We start from the raw sequence: 15,258 nt of genomic DNA, 5'->3' as shown, positions 1-15,258 counted from the left end.
CCCACCAGGATCACCAACAAACCCGATCAGAGCTGCAGATGCAGGACGTCGGTTGCTGCCGTCAGCTCGGCGAAATCCTCTGCTTTGGTGGGTGCTTCGATCAGCACCGCCTGCGCCTGAAAGTCGCTGTTCTCGTCGATCACCACCAGCAGCGCCTGATCGACCAGGCCATCACCGAGATCCAGTGCGGCCAGCGCCTGGAGTTGCTTCCAGACGTTCGGCCCGGCGCCGATGAAAAGGTTTGGCCCTTCCAGCCCCAGTTGCGCGGCGACGTGGAAGCCGGCGGCGTTGCTGACGCTGTTGACGAATTCGAAGGGCTTGGGCTGCAGCTGGTGCACGCACACGCTGTCGAGCAGCGAGCCCATGGTGGCACGCGCCGGATGGCGGGAGGCCAGGTACAGGCCGCAGTCGCGGCGCACCTTGGCCTTGAGTGGCGCGGTGCACAGCAGGGCCTGCAGAATCAGCCGGTCGATACGCCGCGGCGGTGTGGCCAGCCACTGGCCCAGCGCGGCTTTCAGCGCCTTGTCGGAGCAGCTCGCCTGACCGCGTACGTTGCAGGCCGCGATGACCGGTTTCATGGGGTTTCTCCCGCGCAGCCCTGCAGCACCAGGCTGGCATTGTTGCCGCCGAAGCCGAAGAAGTTGGCCAGTAGCAGGCTGCCTGGCTCGATGGCCAGTGGTGCGCCATTCAGGGGCAGCAGGGCCTCGTCGGCATAGTCCAGGCCAGGCAGATGGTCGAGGTTCTCCAGCAGCAGCAGGGTTTCGCTCAGGCCGCAGGCGCCCAGGGTATGACCGAGCCAAGGCTTGAGCACGCACAGATGAGGCAAGGCAGCGCCGAACAGCAAGCGCACGCCATTGCTCTCGGCGCGGTCGTTGGCGCCGGTGGCGGTGCCGTGCAGTTTCACCAGGGCGATCTGCTCGGCAGTGGCACCGGCACTGCGCAAGGCTTCGCGCATGACCCAGTCGATATGGCTGCCGTCTTCGCGGGTGGTGGTCAGGTTGCTGGTGTCGCAGGCGCTGAAGCCGCCGAGCAGCCTTGCCAGTGGGGCGGTGCCGGGCTCGCGTGCGAGCAGGGTGGCGGCATAGGCTTCGCCAAGAATCAGGCCGTCGCGCTCCGGGTGAAAGGGACGATAAACGCCGCTCGGGCTGGTCAGGGCGAGTGCGCCGAAGCCTTGCTGGGCGATAGCACTGGGCGTTTCGAAGGCCAAGACCAACACGCGTTCATACAGGCTGGCGGCGAGCATTCGTGCGCCATACAGCAGGCCGTTGGCGGCGCTGGTGCAAGCGGTGTTGAGGGTGAAGGCGTCAGCGAAGCCCCAGCGTTGCTGCAGCGTGCGGGCCAGCAGGTCGAGTGTGGTCGAATGCTCCGCACGAAAGCCGCCTTCGCGTGCCACCTGCGCTTCCAGGTCATTGATGTCGAGACTGGTGCTGGCAACGATCAGCAGGCAATCACTCAGGTCCTGTGGCGGCTCGGCCAGGGTCTCGCCGATCAGACGATCGAAACGTTGGTCGAGGCTTTCGTCGTTGTGGCCGATGCCCAGGTAGGCACGCGGTTGCTGCAGTTCGTGCAGCAGGAAAGATGCAGGAGTCGCATGTGTCCCTTGGCGCAATACGTTGCCGGCGCTGCGCAGGTCGGCACCCAGCGCACTGTGCAGGGCGCCGCGTTGCAGGTAGATCGGCGTCACGGTTTCTGCCTGATAAAGGCGGCGATGCTGGCGATGCTATTGAGGATGCGCCGGCCATCCTTGGCCCCTTCGATGCGTACGCCATATTGCTGCTGCAGGGCCAGGGACACTTGCAGGGCATCGAGGCTATCCATGGCGATACGGCTGTGCTGGCCGAACAGTGGTTCGTCGTTGTCGATGCTCTGCCAGTCGATGTCGTCTTCCTTGTCGCACTCACGGATCAGCAATTGCTTGAGTTCTTGTTCTAGTAGTGTGTCGTCCATTGCGTTTGCTGCACTCGTTTGCGAAACAGGAAAAGCCCGCCAGCGCCCAGTACCAGGGCAAACAGCAGAAGGCGGGCGCAGTCGGGGGCGATGTCGGCCAGATTTCCCTGGCCCACCAGCAGGGTCAGGAAGGCGTCCAGCGCCCAGCTCATCGGCGAGACTTCTGCCAGTTGGCTCATGGCCTCGGGCATCACGCTCTTGGGCACCATGATGCCGCCGATTGCGGCGAGGATGATATTGAGGCCGCCGCCGAGCAGCAACGCCTGTTCGCCGCTACGCGCCAGTGCCGCCAGCAGCAGCCCCAGGCTGCAGGCGGCCAGGCTCAGACTCAGGGCCAGCAGGGCATAGCCCAGTGGCGCGCCGGGCAGGCTCAGGCCGCTGAGGCCGAGCAGCGGCAGCACGTGCACGCCGATGGCCAACAACAGGGCAAACTGCAGCAGATTGATGACCAGATAGGGCAGCAGCTTGCTCAGCACCAGGGTGGTAGGGCTCAGCCCCAGCGCGCGGAAGCGCAGCAGGGCGCCGCTCTGTTGCTCGCGCTGAAAACCGCCAGCCATCGGCAGGGCGACGAAGAACATGCCAAAGATCAGCCAGGCCGGCACGCTCAACTGGCTGGCGTTGGCCTTGCCGCTGAGCTCCCCGCTGGCCAGCAGTTGCCGTTCGCTGACCTGGCTTTGGGTGCGCTGGCTGATCAGTTGCCAGCGCTGCTCGGTGCTCATGCTCGGGTCCAGCGCGTCGCTGTCTTGCAGGTAGGCCAGCAGGCGGGTCTGCGCCAGGGCGATGTTCAGCGCCGCGCGCAGGCGTTGGCGAGACTGGCCATCGGTACGCGGTGCAAAGCTCAGCGTCGGGCCGACGTGAGGCGTCTCCAGCAGGGTGTCGGAGAAATTCGTGGCCAGGCTGATGCGGGGCAGGGGCTCGTCGCTGCTGGCGAGCAGGTGGCTGCCTGGCAACTGTGCCTGCAGCGCGTGCTGGAAGAACGCGCTGGCATCGCTCGGTTGCGGGACCTCGACCACCAGGTCCAGGGGCGGTGGCTGATCACGCAGGTAGTTGGACAAGGCGGCCGCCATCAGCACCAGAAACAGGATCGGCATGATGAACAGCACGGCCAGTGCATGCGGGTCGCGCAGCAGCAGCAGGCATTCCTTGCGGATCAGCGCCAGCATCGGGCTCACAGGCGGCCTCCGTTGAGGCTCAGGTAGAGTTGCTCCAGCGAGGGGCGGCCGAAGCGCAGCAGGCTCGGAGGCACTGCTTGGGCGGCGATGAACTGGGTGATGGCCAGCAGTTGCTGGCCGTCCAGGTTGGCGATGCGCAGGCCGTCGGGCAGTGTCTCCGCGTCCAGCTGCAAGCGAGCAAGCAATTGCGGCAAGCCATCGGGCACCCGCTGCGGCCACTCCAGCAGCAGGCCGTGTCCGCTGTCGAGCAGTTGCTGTTTGTTCAGGTCCAGACGCACCTTGCCTTCGTGCAGCAGCAGAATGCGCCCGGCGACTCGCTCAACCTCGTCCAGGTAATGGCTGGTGTAGATCACCCCATGGCCTTCGCCAGCCAGGTGCTCGACGGCGTCGAGCAGCAGTTGCCGGCTGGCTGCATCGACGCCCACCGTGGCTTCGTCGAACAGATACAGGCGTGCCGGCTGCAGCAGGCCGATGGCGAAATTCAGGCGCCGCTGTTCGCCGCCGGACAGGCGTGCGGCGCGACGCGACAGCTTGTTTTCGAGGGCGGTGCTGGCAATGCTCAGGTCCAGACGCTGGCGGCGCTGGGCACCGCGCAGGCGGTACAGATCAGCGAACAGCGCGAGGTTCTCGGCGACCGTGAGCTCGGCGTAGAACGCCAGTTGCTGGGGCACCAGGCCCAGGCTGCGCGGGCCGTCCCAGCGGATTTCGCCCTGCTGCAGGGCGAGGGTATCGCTGAGCAGCGCGAGCAGGGTGGTCTTGCCGGCGCCGTTGCTGCCGAGCAGGCCCAGGCATTGGCCTTCCTGCAATTGCAGGTCGATGTGCTGCAGGGCGGGGCTGTCCGCGCCAGGGTAGCGGTAGCTGATGTCATGTAGCTCAAGCATGGACGAGCACCAGCAGCAGTTTGCCGTCCAGCAGCGGCTGGCCGCCGGCCTGGATGGCGAAAGCATACAGCGCGCCGGCCGGGCTCAGGGCCTCCTGCCGGGCGCTGACCAGCAGTGGTTCGTCGCGACGTGTGACCGGGTGCAGATGGAGCTGGGAAAGTTTGCCGACCAGGGCCATTTCGATGGCATCCGCTTCGCCGTATAGGGCACCATGTGCGGCGCAAAGCTGGGCAGCGGCCTCGAACAGCAGGCAAGGCGAAGCATCTTGCCCAAGTTTTTCGAGGTGCTGCCAGGCGCTGAGACCGCGAATGGCCTTGGCATCGTGATCGAGCAAGGCATCCAGCCAGAGAGCGTCGCCCTGGTGCGGCAGCAGTGTGTGCAGTTGGGTGCGATCCATGGCGAGCGGTCTGGGCGTTTCGGGCGACGCAGTGTAACAGAGGCAGGGATAGAGGGAGGATGGGGTGACGATGTGGCAGTGGCTGGCTTTTGTGACGATCAGCGCGATCCTGGTGGGTATTTCCTGGCGCACGCTGGGTAATGTGCGCAGCCACGGGTTCTATCGTTTCCTCGCCTGGGAGGCGATGCTGGTGATGCTGGTGCTCAACGCGTCCTCGTGGTTCGGCGACCGGAGCGAGTTGAGTCAGCGCATATCCTGGGTCCTGCTGAGCCTGTCACTGGCGGTGCTGTTCGCCGGGATCTACCAGATGCGCCGCTTCGGCCAGGCAGGCGAGCAACGCCAGGATGATGAGCTGTTCGCCTTCGAGCGCACCTCGCAGTTGGTGACGGGCGGCATCTTCCGTTATATCCGTCACCCCATGTACTGCTCGTTGTTGCTGCTGGCCTGGGGCATCGCCTGCAAGCGCATCGATGGGTTGATCATGCTGCTGGCGGTACTGTCCAGCGTGCTGCTGTGGTGTTCGGCACGCTGCGAGGAGCGCGAGTGCCTGGCCTATTTCGGCGATGCTTATCGCGACTACATGAGACGCAGCTGGATGTTCGTGCCCTTGCTCTTCTGAGGGCGTCACTCGGCCTTTCCAGGGAAAGGCCGGTTCTGACAGCTCACTCGTTACTGAACCTTAGCCAGATCGCCCTTGAGCGCCACGCCAGACATGATGCTGCCTTTGTGGCACTCGTACTTCTCATTGTCCTTGTAGACGTTGTTGTTGTAGTTGCTGACTAGGTTGACCACGGCATTGGCACCAGCGGCCTTTGCCGACTTCTGGAAGCGGATCAGCGAAGAGTGCAGAGCACGGTTACAGGAAGCCTCCACGCTTTTGCCAAAGGCGTTGCTCTTCTGGCTGGTGGTGAGGCCGGATTTGAGCACGCTGACCTTGCCTGTTGGCTTCTTGTCGCCTAGGTAGAACTTAACGCTACCGTCGATAACTCCGGAGTTGATTGCTTCCTGTACAGCCGCATCGAACGGCAGGAAGTTCACGTCGTCAGCCGCCTGGCTCAGGCCAGGTAGCAGAACCAGGCCAAGTGCAGCAGCCATCCAGTATTGCTTGTTCATCATGCTCTCTCCTTTTTGGCGGGTGATGCTTACTGTTGTAGGGCTTTCATACTGCGTGCTACTCGCAGCTCCTGTTGGATGACGCCGTTTAGTTTCTTCACCAGAGCGTTGTAGCGTTTGTGAATCTTGCCATCGGCGTAGTCCAGATTCTGACTGTCGCGGTAACGGATGTTGTAGTGGTCTGGAGCGTAATCAATGTCGATCCAGATCTTGTGACGACCGCGGAAGTTCATGTGAGCCTGCATCAGCCCCTGGTGTCCCCCCTCGATCTGCCAGCGGGTGCGGGTCAGGGCTCTGATGAGTGCCTGCTGCATCGCTTGCTCGTCCAGATAAGATGCGCTGTCCGTGGGTAGCGGCTGCTGTACGGTCAGCACCGGTTGCATGCGGCTGCACGCGCCAAGTCCTAGCAGCATCAGAATGAGCAAGATGCGAGAAATATTGCGGGGCATATGGGACTCCATGTCGTTAAGGGTCATTTCCAGCGCTTGAAGATCAGCGAGGTGTTCACGCCGCCGAAGGCGAAATTGTTGTTCATCACATACTCGTGGCTCATCTGGCGGAACTCGCCGCGCAGGTAATCCAGCTCGCCGCAGGCCGGGTCGATGGCGTCCAGGTTGTGGGTATGCACGTAGCTGTCCGAATTCATCATCTCGATGCTGAACCAGGATTCCAGCGCCCCGCAGGCGCCCAGGGTATGACCCAGGAAGCTCTTCTGCGAGCTGATCGGCATACGCGGGCCGAACAGGCTGCTGGTGGCCTGGGTCTCGGCGACATCGCCCTGCTCGGTGGCGGTACCGTGACCGTTGACGTAGCCGATGGCCTGGGCCGCCAGACCGGCGTCGTCCAGCGCCAGTTGCATGGCGCCACGCATGGTTTCCTGCGCCGGCTTGGTAGCGTGCTGGCCGTCCGAGTTGCAGCCGAAACCGACGATCTCGGCATGGATGGTGGCGCCACGGGCGAGGGCGTGCTCCAGCTCTTCGAGAACCAGAATACCGGCGCCTTCACCGATCACCAGACCGTCGCGGCCGCTGTCGTAGGGGCGTGGGCTGGCGTGCGGCGTGTCGTTCTTCAGGCTGGTGGCGTACAGCGCATCGAAGACCATCGCCTCGGTGGGGCAGAGTTCTTCGGCACCGCCGGCGAGCATCATCTTCAGGCGCCCGAACTTGATCGCCTCGTAGGCGTAGCCGATACCCTGGCTGCCGCTGGTGCAGGCGCTGGACGTGGGGATCAGGCGGCCCTTGAGGCCGAAGAAGATGCTGATGTTGGCGGCCGTGGTGTGCGGCATCATGCGGATGTAGGAGTTGGCGTTGAGGCCGTCGGCCACCGAGTTCAGCAGCATGTTGCCGAATGCCTTGACCTCTTCGGTGCTGCCGGTGGACGAGCCGCAGGCGACGCCCATGCGCCCGTCGGCGATGCATGGATCGCCGAGCAGACCGGCGTGCTCCAGGGCGCGCTCGGCGGCGAATACCGCCAGTTTCGCCACCCGGCCCATGCTGCGGGTCTGTTTGCGGTTCCAGTGCTTGGGCTGGACGAAGTCGTCCACCGGGCCACCCAGGCGGGTATTCATTTCGCTGAAACGATCCCACTCGTCCATGCGGCGGATGCCGCTGCGGCCTTCGCGAAAGGCCTGGGCGATGCTCGGCCAGTCGCTGCCCAGCGAGGTGATGCCGGCCATGCCGGTAACTACTACACGTTTCATCAGCACAGCCCACCATTGACCGCGAGAACCTGACGCGTAATGTACGCCGCCTCGCTGGACATGAGGAAGTTCACCGCGCCGGCCACTTCCTCCGGGGTGCCCATGCGGGCAGCGGGAATCATCTTGAGGATTTCGTCCACCGGGACCAGCTCGTCGAGAATCTCGGTATCGATCAGGCCGGGCGCGACGCAGTTGACGGTGATCTTGCGCTTGGCCAACTCGATTGCCAGGGCCTTGGCGGCGCCGATCACGCCGGCCTTGGAGGCACTGTAGTTGACCTGGCCGCGGTTGCCGATCAGCCCCGAGACCGAGGTGATGCAGACGATGCGGCCCGCTGCGCGGCGGCGGATCATCGGCATGGTCAGCGGATGCAGCACGTTGTAGAAACCGTCCAGGTTGGTGCGCAACACCTGATCCCAGTCGTCCTCGGACAGGGCCGGGAAGGCGCCATCACGGGTCAGGCCGGCATTGCACACCACGCCGTAGTAGGCGCCATGGGCTTCGATGTCGGCTTCCAGCGCTTCGCGGCAGGCCGCGCGGTCGGATACGTCGAATTGCAGGATGCGCGCCTGGCGGCCGAGTTCGGCGATCTGCGTCTGCACGGCTTCGGCTTCATCGCGGCGCGAGCGGCAGTGCAGGACCAGGTCATGGCCCGATTGAGCCAGGCGTAGGGCGATGGCGCGGCCGATGCCACGGCTGGAGCCGGTGACCAGAACGGTGGCGGCAGAGGTGCTTTCAGTCATGGGATCGCTCTTGCAGATAGACCGCCGGTTGCGGCGGGCGGAACACATTGAGGCGGGCTTCGGCCTGGATGCCGGGGCCCTGGAGGTGGCATTCGAACACGCCCATGCCGTTGTCGTCCTGCAGCGAGCACAGGGCGCGGATGTGCAACTCGCTGCCAGCCGGGAAGCGCTCGACGTTGCAGCTGTACTTGCGCGTGCCGAGCAGAAAGCCCAGCTCCACCGGCAAGCCGGCGCGCTTGGCCTGGATGCCGGCGAATGAGGCGATGGCCTGCGCCATCAGCTCGATACCGGTCCAGGCTGGCAGGCTGCCGTCGCTGTCGTTGAGCAGGCCGTCAGGGCGCACCGTGAGGCGCACCTCGATCGCTTCCGTGTCGCAGCTCAGCACTTCGTCGAGCAACACCATGTTGCCGGCATGGGGCACCAGTTCGGCTACGGGCCACAGTTTCATGGTGCATCCCCCAGAATCAGCGCGACGTTGTTGCCACCAAAGGCGAAGGAGTTGCTCATCAGGTGACGACCCTGGGCACGGCTCAGGCGGGTACCGGCCCGGACCAGTTCCAGCGGCGCCAGCTCGGGGTCGGGCTGGCCGTCCCAGAGATGGGGTGGCAGCAGGCCGTCGCGGTTGTACTCGCTCAGGGTCAGCCAGCAGAAGGCTGCTTCCAGTGCGCCGGCGGCGCCCAGGGTGTGGCCGGTCATGGGCTTGCTCGACGAGCAGGGCAGGCCGGCAGGAAACAGGGCGTGCACGGCCTTGCTCTCCATCGCGTCGTTGTGTCGGGTGGCGGTGCCGTGCAGGTTCAGATAATCGATGCGCTCCGGCGTCAGACCAGCGTTGCTCAGGGCCTTTTCCATCGCGCTGCGGGCACCCAGGCCGTCCGGGTGCGGGGCGGAAATATGGTGGGCGTCGGAGCTGGCGCCGCCGCCCAGAAAAACGATGGGGGCAGGCTCACGGGTCATCAGGAAAAGGGCGGCGGCTTCGCCGATGTTGATGCCGTTGCGATTCACCGAGAACGGGTTGCAGGGTTCGGCCGACACCGCTTCCAGCGAGGAGAAGCCATTGAGCGTCAGCCGGCACAGGCTGTCCACGCCCCCGCAGATCACCGCGTCGCACAGGCCCATGCGCAGCAGGCGATGAGCGCTGAGCAGGGCGCGGGCGCTGGAGGTGCAGGCCGTGGATTGGCAGTAGACCGGGCCGCCAAGCTTCAGCCAGTCCGCCAGGAAGTTCGCGGGTGCGGCCATTTCCTGTTGGGCGTAATCGTATTCGGCCGGCAGTGCGCCTTCGTTGATGTGGCGCCCGATGTGCTCGCCTGCCTCGCGAATCCCTGAGGTGCTGGTGCCCAGCACCAGGCCGACGCGATGAGCGCCATGGCGGGCGATGGCCGCGCGCAGCTCGGGCTCGATCTGCAGCGCTGCCGCCAACAGCAGTTGGTTGTTGCGGCTGTGCGCGGTCTCGAAACCGGGCGGCATGGCGGGTAGATCGGCATGCACGGCGCCCACCGTCAGGCTGCGTTCGCTGACCCAGCCGTCTTCGGCGCGCATGCCTGAGGTGTCGCCGGCGAACAGCGCATCGGCGACCGCCTGCTTGCCTTCGCCGAGGGCGCAGAGCAGACCGAGTGCGTGGAGATAGCTGGGGGTAGGGGCGCGGGACATCAATCGCTTTCTTCCAGGTTCAGTGCACGTATCCGGTAGTTCAGGCCGGTCTTGCCAAGGGTGAAATCCACAGGGCCGTGGTAATCGATGGTCCAGTCCGGCGCGAGACGGCGCTGATCATCGTTCAGCTGTTGCCAGCTGCCGGCCGGGTAAGCCTGCAGCGCATCGCGGCGGCTCAGGGCGAACAACAGCGCGGCGAACAGTTCGCGGGCCTCGGCATTGGGCGGCAGCAGGCCGTCGTTACGCCATTGCCCGGCATCCAGTAGCTGACGTGCTTGCGGGATACCCAGTGGGTCCATCAGTGACCAGCGCAGGGCCGAGCCCTCACGCTGCACCACCAGCAGCCAGTCCTGTCGCTCCTGCGCCTGCTCGCGCTGGATCTGCAGGCTGAGCGGCAAGGGCGCGACCAGTGCCGGTGGCGTTTGCGGCACGGGTGTGTGTGCGGCGCAGGCGCTCAGCAGCAGGCTGGCGGCGAGCAGGAGTATGCGTGGCATCACGGTTTGCGCGCCACTACGTTGAGCAGCGTTTCGTCGCGTTGACCGACCGGCTTGGGTCGCATCAGCCCCCAGCGCTCCAGCAGGCCGAAGTCCTTGGAGCGGCTCCACCACAGGTAGGGGTAGGAAATACTGCTCTGGTCGAACTGGAAACCCTGCGCGCCGAGCATTTCCAGATACTGCTCGGCACTGCGCTGAACGTGCATCGGGTGGCGGAACAGCCAGCGGATCACCCAGGTATCGATGTAGAACTTGGTCGATTCGGCCAGCAGCAACCGGCCGCCCGGTTTGAGCACGCGCCAGAACTCGGCCAGGGCTTTCTCCTGCTCCACCAGATGGTGCAGCGTCTGGTGGCAGAACAGCAGATCGACACTGGCGTCGGGCAGATCGATGGCGGCGCAGTCACTGGCGATCAGCTCGACTTCGAGACCCAGACGCTCGGCCTCGTGGCGCGAGCAGTCCAGGCTGTGCGGGTCTGCATCGAGGCCGATCAGTCGCGCTGGCGAGAACGCTGCGTCGAGCAGGCCGAAGGAGCGCCCCTGGCCGCAGCCTGCGTCCAGCAGGACCGGTGCGTGCGGCAGCGGGCCGTCTATCAGACGCACCAGATCGTTGATCGCAACCCGCAGCACATGGTGCTGCCAGACATGGCTTTGCAGGAACCAGAAGCCGAAGCGGGTTTCTTCTACGTAGGTGGGCGAGACGGGGCGCAGGGCGTTCATCGACGATCCTTGTTTAGAATCTATTCACGGGCTAGCGAGCTTGAGCCATACAAGGCAGAAGCAGGCGAGGAAGCGGAGTTTACGAGTTGTAAATGAGCATTCCGAGCCTGTTTCTAACGCTGTAGGGCCGGCGCGCAGCTGATTGTAAATAGGTTCTCAGTTTTGGGCGCAAAGCTCTGCTAGAACGCGCAGGCGCCGGCGAGGTTCGGAGACATAGGGATTCTTACCGTCCCAGGCGTAGCCGGCAAGAATCGAGCTGATCATGCGGCGAATTTCCGGGGATGCCTTCTCGTAATAGATCACGTCCTGGAAGGAGCCCTCGTACCAGCCTTCGACGTAGACGCGGAAGGTATCCACGCCGCGCTTAAGCGGGATGGCGAACTCGTTCTCCCAGTCCACCGTCTCGCCGCCCAGTTGGCGATGCAGCAGTCCTGCGGCCATGCTCGCCGAGCGCATGGCGATGGTCACGCCCGAGCTGAACACCGGGTCGAGGAATTCCGCGGCATTGCCGAGCAGGGCGAAACCCGGGCCGTGCAGGCTCTTGACGTTGGCCGAGTAGCCGTTGATTTCGCGTGCCGGGGTATCCCACACGGCATTGCCCAGCACCTTGCTCAGCGACGGGGTCTCGGCAACGAACTGCTTGAGGCAGGCGTCGAGATCCTGCGGGTAGTTCGCGTAGTGCTCGGCGGCGCAGACCACGCCCAGCGAGCAGCGGCCGTTGCTGAACGGGATGGTCCAGAACCACACGTCGCGCAGGGTCGGGTGGGTGGTGATGAGGATCATCTCGCGGTTGAAGCCCGAGGCCGGGTCGATGTTGTCCTCTATGTGAGTGAACACCGCGCGGCGCACCGGGAAGGCCGATGGCGTGTCGAGGTCGAGCAGGCGCGGCAGCACGCGGCCATAGCCGCTGCCGTCGAGGACGAAGGCGCATTCGACCTGGTACTCGGCACCATCGGCCAGGCGGCGTACCGACAGGCGCGGGCAATCGCCGCTGAAGTCGGCGGCGAAGATTTCCTCTTCGTAGCGAATTTCCACACCCTGGCGCTCGGCTTCGTCGGCCAGCAGCTTGTCGAAGTCGGCGCGGATCACCTGATAGGTCGAACCCTTGCCTTCGGTGAACTTGTCGCGGAAGTCGAAGCTGGTGTAACGCTCACCCCAGGCGAACGCCGCGCCGTGTTTGGTCTGAAAGCCGGCGGCCTGCACCGCCTCGAGCATGCCGGCTTCCTCGACGAAATCCAGGCAGTGCGACAGCAGGCTTTCGCCGATGGAGAAGCGCGGGAAGCGCTGTCGCTCCAGCACCAGCACGTCATGCCCCTGGCGTTTGAGAATGGCTGCCGCGATTGCTCCGGACGGGCCTGCACCGATAACGACGATCTGACGCTGTTCGATTTCAGGAGATTGCATGACGACTTCTTCGCCTCAAGGTTGTGGGCATACCCGGCACATCGTGCGCCAGGTTTTATGGGGAGTGGTTAATACAGGTCCGATCATGTCGACTGCGCCTCGGCTTGCCTGTCGCTTGCCCAGGGCGCGAGGAGGAAGCTGAAGACCAGGCCGATGCTGATGGTCAGGCCGAAATTGCTTACCGCCGGGGTGCTCGACAGCGCCAGCAGGCCGAACGACAGCCAGGTGGTCAGGGCCGACAGCAGTGTGCCGAGCAGGCTGGTGGCTGCACCGCCGACCTGCTCGCGGATCAAGATGGCGTAGTCCACGCCAATGGCGGTGACCAGCAACAGGCCGAACAGGCTGAACAGCGTCAGCGGCTGGCCGAGCCAACCCAGGCTGGCCAGGCTGGCCAACGCCGCCAGCAGCGACACCGCCAGTATGCGAGCGGCGCCGCGTGCACCAAAGCAGCTGCACAGCAGGGCGAAGATCAGCAGGCAGGAGGCCAGTTTGAGCTTGGCGGCGCTGACCTGGGTGGCCGCGAACAGGCGATTGAGCTCGCCGAGGCGGTCGACCAGTTTCACTCCGTCGAGCCCGGCGGCCTGAGCGGCCAGCAGGTTGCTGTCGCTCAGACCTTGCAGGCTGATCAGCCCGGCGACCTGTCCATCTGTCGTATTGCCCAGCCAGAGTGGGCGCCAGGGTTCACTCAGCGGTGCGCCGAGCACCTGCTCGATGCTCAGCGTGGGCAGCGCTTGCATCTGCTGGGTCTCGTGCTCGATGGCCTCGGCAGGGATGCCCAGTTCGGTGAGCGCGGCGCTGTGGCTGGGCAGTGCGGCGAGCGCCTGGCGCAGGCTTGCCTGCTGCGTGGCTGACGCGATCAGCTGGCTCAGCGCCAGATAGCTTTTCAGCTGACCTTTCTCCACCAGCTTGTCCAGGCGCTGCCCCAGCAAATGCTGGCGCTGCAGCAGTTGCTCCTCATCGTCGCCACGCACCAGAAAGAACTGACTGGTCGGTTGCATGCCGACGATCTGGCTGATGGTTTTCGATTGCTCCAGCAATTGTGGCGGCACGCTGGCCCACTGGCGCAGGTCGTCCTTGTGCGAGAGCTGCAGCACGCCGCCTGTGCTGAACATGACGAAGATCAACAGCAGCCAGGGTGTTGGCACCTTGCGCAGCAAGGCTTCGCGCCAGTCGAGCAGGCGCTGCGCCAGAGCATGAGGGCGCTGCCAGGGCCGAATCTCGGCTTTGCCGAGCAGCGTTGGCAGCAGGAACAGGGTACTCAGGTAGGCGCCGAGCAGCCCGGCTGCCGAGAAGATCGCCACCTGCTTGAGGGCCGGAAAGGGCGTGAAGGCCAGTGCCAGATAGCCGATGACATTGGTCAGCAGCGCCAGGGTCAGGCCCAGCAGCGTAGCACGCAGGGCACGCCAGCTATCCCAAGGTTGCAGTGTCCAGCTCTTCGACAGCAGGTGCAGAGGGTAGTCGATGGCCACGCCGATCAGGCTGGCGCCGAGTACCAGGGTCATCACGTGGATATGACCGAACACCGCGACACAGGCCGTCAGCCCGGCGAGCACGCCGATGCCGACGGGGACGAAGGCCAGCAGGATGCGCAGCCGACGAAACACCAGCAGCATCATCAGCAGCGCCCCGGCGCTGGCAAGGCTGCCCATCAGGCTGATTTCGCCTGTGGCCTCGCGCTGGCCATGGGCGGAGTACAACAACCCGCTACTGGCCAGAAGCTGGCCGCCACGCGCCTGTACCTGGTCGCGGGCCTGGCTGACCAGATCGTCCGCCGCCAGCGCCAGGTTGCCGTCGAAGGCATCGGCAGTGGTGCGGGCGCGCAGCAGTGCCCAGGTGGTCCCCTCGCTCTCGGCGATCAAGGCGCCGCTGAGATCGACCTGAACGTTGTGCTGATGGGGCAGGCTTTTCTCTACCAGGGTGCTCAGGCCGAGCAGGTCGTCATTGGTGGCGACCACGCCCTGGCTGCGGAAGGGGTCGAACAGATCCTGTACGCGTCTGGCAACGAAGGCACTGGGGTCGTCGATCAGCAGCTGGCGGTCGGCTGCCGACAGCAATGCCAGGCGTTGTTCCTGCAGTTGCTGGCGTATGCCGGCCAGGTCGGCTTGTGGATCCCACTGCACCTTCTCGAACAGCGCCTGCTGTTGCCAGCGCTGACCCAGTTCGGCAGCCAGCGCCAGGGCCTGTTCGCGTTGCGGGTGGCTGATCAGCACCAGCAGTTCGCGGTTGAGCGGCTCCTGCATGCGTTGCACGGCCTGCTCTTCGAGCGCGTCGGGTCTGCCGCTGGGCACCAGCTCCAGCAGGTTGGCCGAAACGGGCGCACCGCCTCGCCACTGCCAGGCAGCAACGACGACGAGCAGGAGCAGGGCGAGCGGGAAGAGCCGTGAACCCCAGTATTCAATTCTGGAAGTCATGTCGCTCCGCATCGCTCAGGGCTTGCCCGGGCTGGCTGTCCTCGAGGCGCAGCACGGTGCTGTCGCCCTGGGTTTCCTGCAGCTCGATGCGCTGCACCAGGGCGCCGCCGCTGATATGGATGGCGTTGAAGACCTGCTTGAGCAGGACGCTACGCGGCGTCAGGTCGAGCGTCCAGGCCTCGGCCGAGCCGCTCAGGCTCAGTTCGAAGTCCTGACGCAGGCCGCTGCTGTCACCCTTGAGCACGGCGAGGAACAGGCGGTTCTGCTGGGCGCTGGCGCTTTGCTGGGCGACCAGCTGCCAGCCCTGTTCGCTACGTCGGGCGATGCCCTGCGCATCGATGCGGTAGTCCTGCTGCAGTGGGCGTTCGAGCAGCCAGAGCAGGCCTTGGTCCCTGGCCAGGACGAAGCGGCCGCGGCTGGTCAGTGGTTGCGGCAGGGCACGCAGGTGCTTTTCCTGAATGAAGTGACCACGCACCACCTCGGGTTTGCCAAGTTGCGCGCTGAGCTGGTCGAGGTCGAACGCCAGCGCCGACTGGGCAATGCCGGCCAGCAGTAGCCCGAATGCAATCCGCGGCATCCTGAGCGCAACACGCTTTTCGGATTTCATCCGGGCTATGCATTCGCAGCCTGC

General features: G+C 64.9%; 18 protein-coding genes. 1 reads left to right on the top strand and 17 read right to left on the bottom strand.

From position 1 onward, the window contains the following. Positions 1-26: 26 nt before the first annotated feature. From ACN8M7_RS03345 to ACN8M7_RS03320, 6 genes are read right to left on the bottom strand one after another with little or no spacing between them, the layout of a single operon-like run. On the bottom strand, positions 27-578 hold the full coding sequence (locus ACN8M7_RS03345) for a hypothetical protein (RefSeq protein ID WP_490259766.1): 552 nt from the start codon (positions 576-578) through the stop codon (positions 27-29). Beyond that, positions 575-1,684, bottom strand: coding sequence for a beta-ketoacyl synthase N-terminal-like domain-containing protein (locus ACN8M7_RS03340; protein WP_490259765.1), 1,110 nt, complete (start codon positions 1,682-1,684; stop codon positions 575-577). The genes ACN8M7_RS03345 and ACN8M7_RS03340 overlap by 4 nt, the downstream gene beginning before the upstream one ends. Further along, on the bottom strand, positions 1,681-1,947 hold the full coding sequence (locus tag ACN8M7_RS03335) for an acyl carrier protein (protein WP_061238417.1): 267 nt from the start codon (positions 1,945-1,947) through the stop codon (positions 1,681-1,683). Before ACN8M7_RS03335 ends, ACN8M7_RS03340 begins: the two co-directional genes overlap by 4 nt. After that, positions 1,929-3,110, bottom strand: coding sequence for an ABC transporter permease (locus tag ACN8M7_RS03330; RefSeq protein ID WP_490259831.1), 1,182 nt, complete (start codon positions 3,108-3,110; stop codon positions 1,929-1,931). Before ACN8M7_RS03330 ends, ACN8M7_RS03335 begins: the two co-directional genes overlap by 19 nt. 5 nt (positions 3,111-3,115) lie before the next feature. Continuing rightward, positions 3,116-4,000 carry an ABC transporter ATP-binding protein gene (locus tag ACN8M7_RS03325; RefSeq protein WP_061238415.1) on the bottom strand — a complete coding sequence of 295 codons (885 nt, stop codon included), beginning with the start codon at positions 3,998-4,000 and terminating at the stop codon, positions 3,116-3,118. Then, complete coding sequence (locus tag ACN8M7_RS03320; RefSeq protein ID WP_490259764.1) at positions 3,993-4,397, bottom strand: beta-hydroxyacyl-ACP dehydratase; 405 nt, start codon at positions 4,395-4,397, stop codon at positions 3,993-3,995. The genes ACN8M7_RS03325 and ACN8M7_RS03320 overlap by 8 nt, the downstream gene beginning before the upstream one ends. 70 nt (positions 4,398-4,467) lie before the next feature. On the opposite strand from ACN8M7_RS03320, the gene ACN8M7_RS03315 reads away from it, so the two are divergent. Next, on the top strand, positions 4,468-5,016 hold the full coding sequence (locus tag ACN8M7_RS03315; protein WP_231740117.1) for a methyltransferase family protein: 549 nt from the start codon (positions 4,468-4,470) through the stop codon (positions 5,014-5,016). Between the two features lie 50 nt (positions 5,017-5,066). On the opposite strand, the gene ACN8M7_RS03310 is transcribed toward ACN8M7_RS03315, so the two are convergent. The 11 genes from ACN8M7_RS03310 to ACN8M7_RS03260 all read right to left on the bottom strand — a co-directional run bounded on the left by ACN8M7_RS03310 (position 5,067) and on the right by ACN8M7_RS03260 (position 15,204). Next, on the bottom strand, positions 5,067-5,513 hold the full coding sequence (locus ACN8M7_RS03310) for a hypothetical protein (RefSeq protein WP_061238412.1): 447 nt from the start codon (positions 5,511-5,513) through the stop codon (positions 5,067-5,069). Between the two features lie 26 nt (positions 5,514-5,539). Beyond that, positions 5,540-5,959: a hypothetical protein gene (locus ACN8M7_RS03305; RefSeq protein ID WP_490259763.1), complete on the bottom strand. Its 420-nt coding sequence runs from the start codon at positions 5,957-5,959 to the stop codon at positions 5,540-5,542. A 23-nt stretch (positions 5,960-5,982) separates the two neighbouring features. Next, positions 5,983-7,209, bottom strand: coding sequence for a beta-ketoacyl-ACP synthase (locus ACN8M7_RS03300; RefSeq protein ID WP_490259762.1), 1,227 nt, complete (start codon positions 7,207-7,209; stop codon positions 5,983-5,985). Then, positions 7,209-7,952, bottom strand: coding sequence for a 3-oxoacyl-ACP reductase FabG (gene fabG, locus ACN8M7_RS03295; RefSeq protein WP_490259761.1), 744 nt, complete (start codon positions 7,950-7,952; stop codon positions 7,209-7,211). Before fabG ends, ACN8M7_RS03300 begins: the two co-directional genes overlap by 1 nt. Next, entirely contained in the window at positions 7,945-8,400 is a 456-nt protein-coding gene (locus tag ACN8M7_RS03290; RefSeq protein ID WP_490259760.1) for a hotdog family protein, read from the bottom strand. The genes fabG and ACN8M7_RS03290 overlap by 8 nt, the downstream gene beginning before the upstream one ends. Further along, entirely contained in the window at positions 8,397-9,599 is a 1,203-nt protein-coding gene (locus tag ACN8M7_RS03285) for a beta-ketoacyl-[acyl-carrier-protein] synthase family protein (protein WP_490259759.1), read from the bottom strand. Before ACN8M7_RS03285 ends, ACN8M7_RS03290 begins: the two co-directional genes overlap by 4 nt. Next, positions 9,599-10,093, bottom strand: coding sequence for a hypothetical protein (locus ACN8M7_RS03280; RefSeq protein WP_490259758.1), 495 nt, complete (start codon positions 10,091-10,093; stop codon positions 9,599-9,601). Before ACN8M7_RS03280 ends, ACN8M7_RS03285 begins: the two co-directional genes overlap by 1 nt. Continuing rightward, on the bottom strand, positions 10,093-10,812 hold the full coding sequence (locus ACN8M7_RS03275) for a class I SAM-dependent methyltransferase (RefSeq protein WP_490259757.1): 720 nt from the start codon (positions 10,810-10,812) through the stop codon (positions 10,093-10,095). Before ACN8M7_RS03275 ends, ACN8M7_RS03280 begins: the two co-directional genes overlap by 1 nt. 156 nt (positions 10,813-10,968) lie before the next feature. Beyond that, positions 10,969-12,216, bottom strand: a complete 1,248-nt coding sequence (locus ACN8M7_RS03270) for an NAD(P)/FAD-dependent oxidoreductase (RefSeq protein WP_490259756.1) — start codon at positions 12,214-12,216, stop codon at positions 10,969-10,971. Positions 12,217-12,299: 83 nt separating this feature from the next. After that, positions 12,300-14,627 carry an MMPL family transporter gene (locus tag ACN8M7_RS03265; RefSeq protein ID WP_490259755.1) on the bottom strand — a complete coding sequence of 776 codons (2,328 nt, stop codon included), beginning with the start codon at positions 14,625-14,627 and terminating at the stop codon, positions 12,300-12,302. Further along, positions 14,611-15,204 (bottom strand): outer membrane lipoprotein carrier protein LolA, encoded by a 594-nt coding sequence (locus tag ACN8M7_RS03260; protein ID WP_490259754.1) that lies wholly within the window; start codon positions 15,202-15,204, stop codon positions 14,611-14,613. The genes ACN8M7_RS03265 and ACN8M7_RS03260 overlap by 17 nt, the downstream gene beginning before the upstream one ends. Positions 15,205-15,258: the final 54 nt, after the last annotated feature.

It is taken from the genome of Pseudomonas spartinae, assembly GCF_965197125.1.
In the GTDB taxonomy this organism is placed as follows: domain Bacteria; phylum Pseudomonadota; class Gammaproteobacteria; order Pseudomonadales; family Pseudomonadaceae; genus Aquipseudomonas; species Aquipseudomonas composti_A.
Note: the sequence above shows the minus strand (reverse complement) of the source record. Positions and strands in the feature narration are given on the sequence as shown.

Bases quoted from the DNA above. Each gene is read 5' to 3' on its own strand.
- ACN8M7_RS03345 (WP_490259766.1), bottom strand. From the start codon at position 578: ATGAAACCGGTCATCGCGGCCTGCAACGTACGCGGTCAGGCGAGCTGC.
- ACN8M7_RS03335 (WP_061238417.1), bottom strand. From the start codon at position 1,947: ATGGACGACACACTACTAGAACAAGAACTCAAGCAATTGCTGATCCGT.
- ACN8M7_RS03330 (WP_490259831.1), bottom strand. From the start codon at position 3,110: ATGCTGGCGCTGATCCGCAAGGAATGCCTGCTGCTGCTGCGCGACCCG.
- ACN8M7_RS03325 (WP_061238415.1), bottom strand. From the start codon at position 4,000: ATGCTTGAGCTACATGACATCAGCTACCGCTACCCTGGCGCGGACAGC.
- ACN8M7_RS03320 (WP_490259764.1), bottom strand. From the start codon at position 4,397: ATGGATCGCACCCAACTGCACACACTGCTGCCGCACCAGGGCGACGCT.
- ACN8M7_RS03315 (WP_231740117.1), top strand. From the start codon at position 4,468: ATGTGGCAGTGGCTGGCTTTTGTGACGATCAGCGCGATCCTGGTGGGT.
- ACN8M7_RS03310 (WP_061238412.1), bottom strand. From the start codon at position 5,513: ATGATGAACAAGCAATACTGGATGGCTGCTGCACTTGGCCTGGTTCTG.
- ACN8M7_RS03305 (WP_490259763.1), bottom strand. From the start codon at position 5,959: ATGCCCCGCAATATTTCTCGCATCTTGCTCATTCTGATGCTGCTAGGA.
- ACN8M7_RS03300 (WP_490259762.1), bottom strand. From the start codon at position 7,209: ATGAAACGTGTAGTAGTTACCGGCATGGCCGGCATCACCTCGCTGGGC.
- fabG (WP_490259761.1), bottom strand. From the start codon at position 7,952: ATGACTGAAAGCACCTCTGCCGCCACCGTTCTGGTCACCGGCTCCAGC.
- ACN8M7_RS03290 (WP_490259760.1), bottom strand. From the start codon at position 8,400: ATGAAACTGTGGCCCGTAGCCGAACTGGTGCCCCATGCCGGCAACATG.
- ACN8M7_RS03285 (WP_490259759.1), bottom strand. From the start codon at position 9,599: ATGTCCCGCGCCCCTACCCCCAGCTATCTCCACGCACTCGGTCTGCTC.
- ACN8M7_RS03280 (WP_490259758.1), bottom strand. From the start codon at position 10,093: ATGCCACGCATACTCCTGCTCGCCGCCAGCCTGCTGCTGAGCGCCTGC.
- ACN8M7_RS03275 (WP_490259757.1), bottom strand. From the start codon at position 10,812: ATGAACGCCCTGCGCCCCGTCTCGCCCACCTACGTAGAAGAAACCCGC.
- ACN8M7_RS03270 (WP_490259756.1), bottom strand. From the start codon at position 12,216: ATGCAATCTCCTGAAATCGAACAGCGTCAGATCGTCGTTATCGGTGCA.
- ACN8M7_RS03265 (WP_490259755.1), bottom strand. From the start codon at position 14,627: ATGACTTCCAGAATTGAATACTGGGGTTCACGGCTCTTCCCGCTCGCC.
- ACN8M7_RS03260 (WP_490259754.1), bottom strand. From the start codon at position 15,204: ATGCCGCGGATTGCATTCGGGCTACTGCTGGCCGGCATTGCCCAGTCG.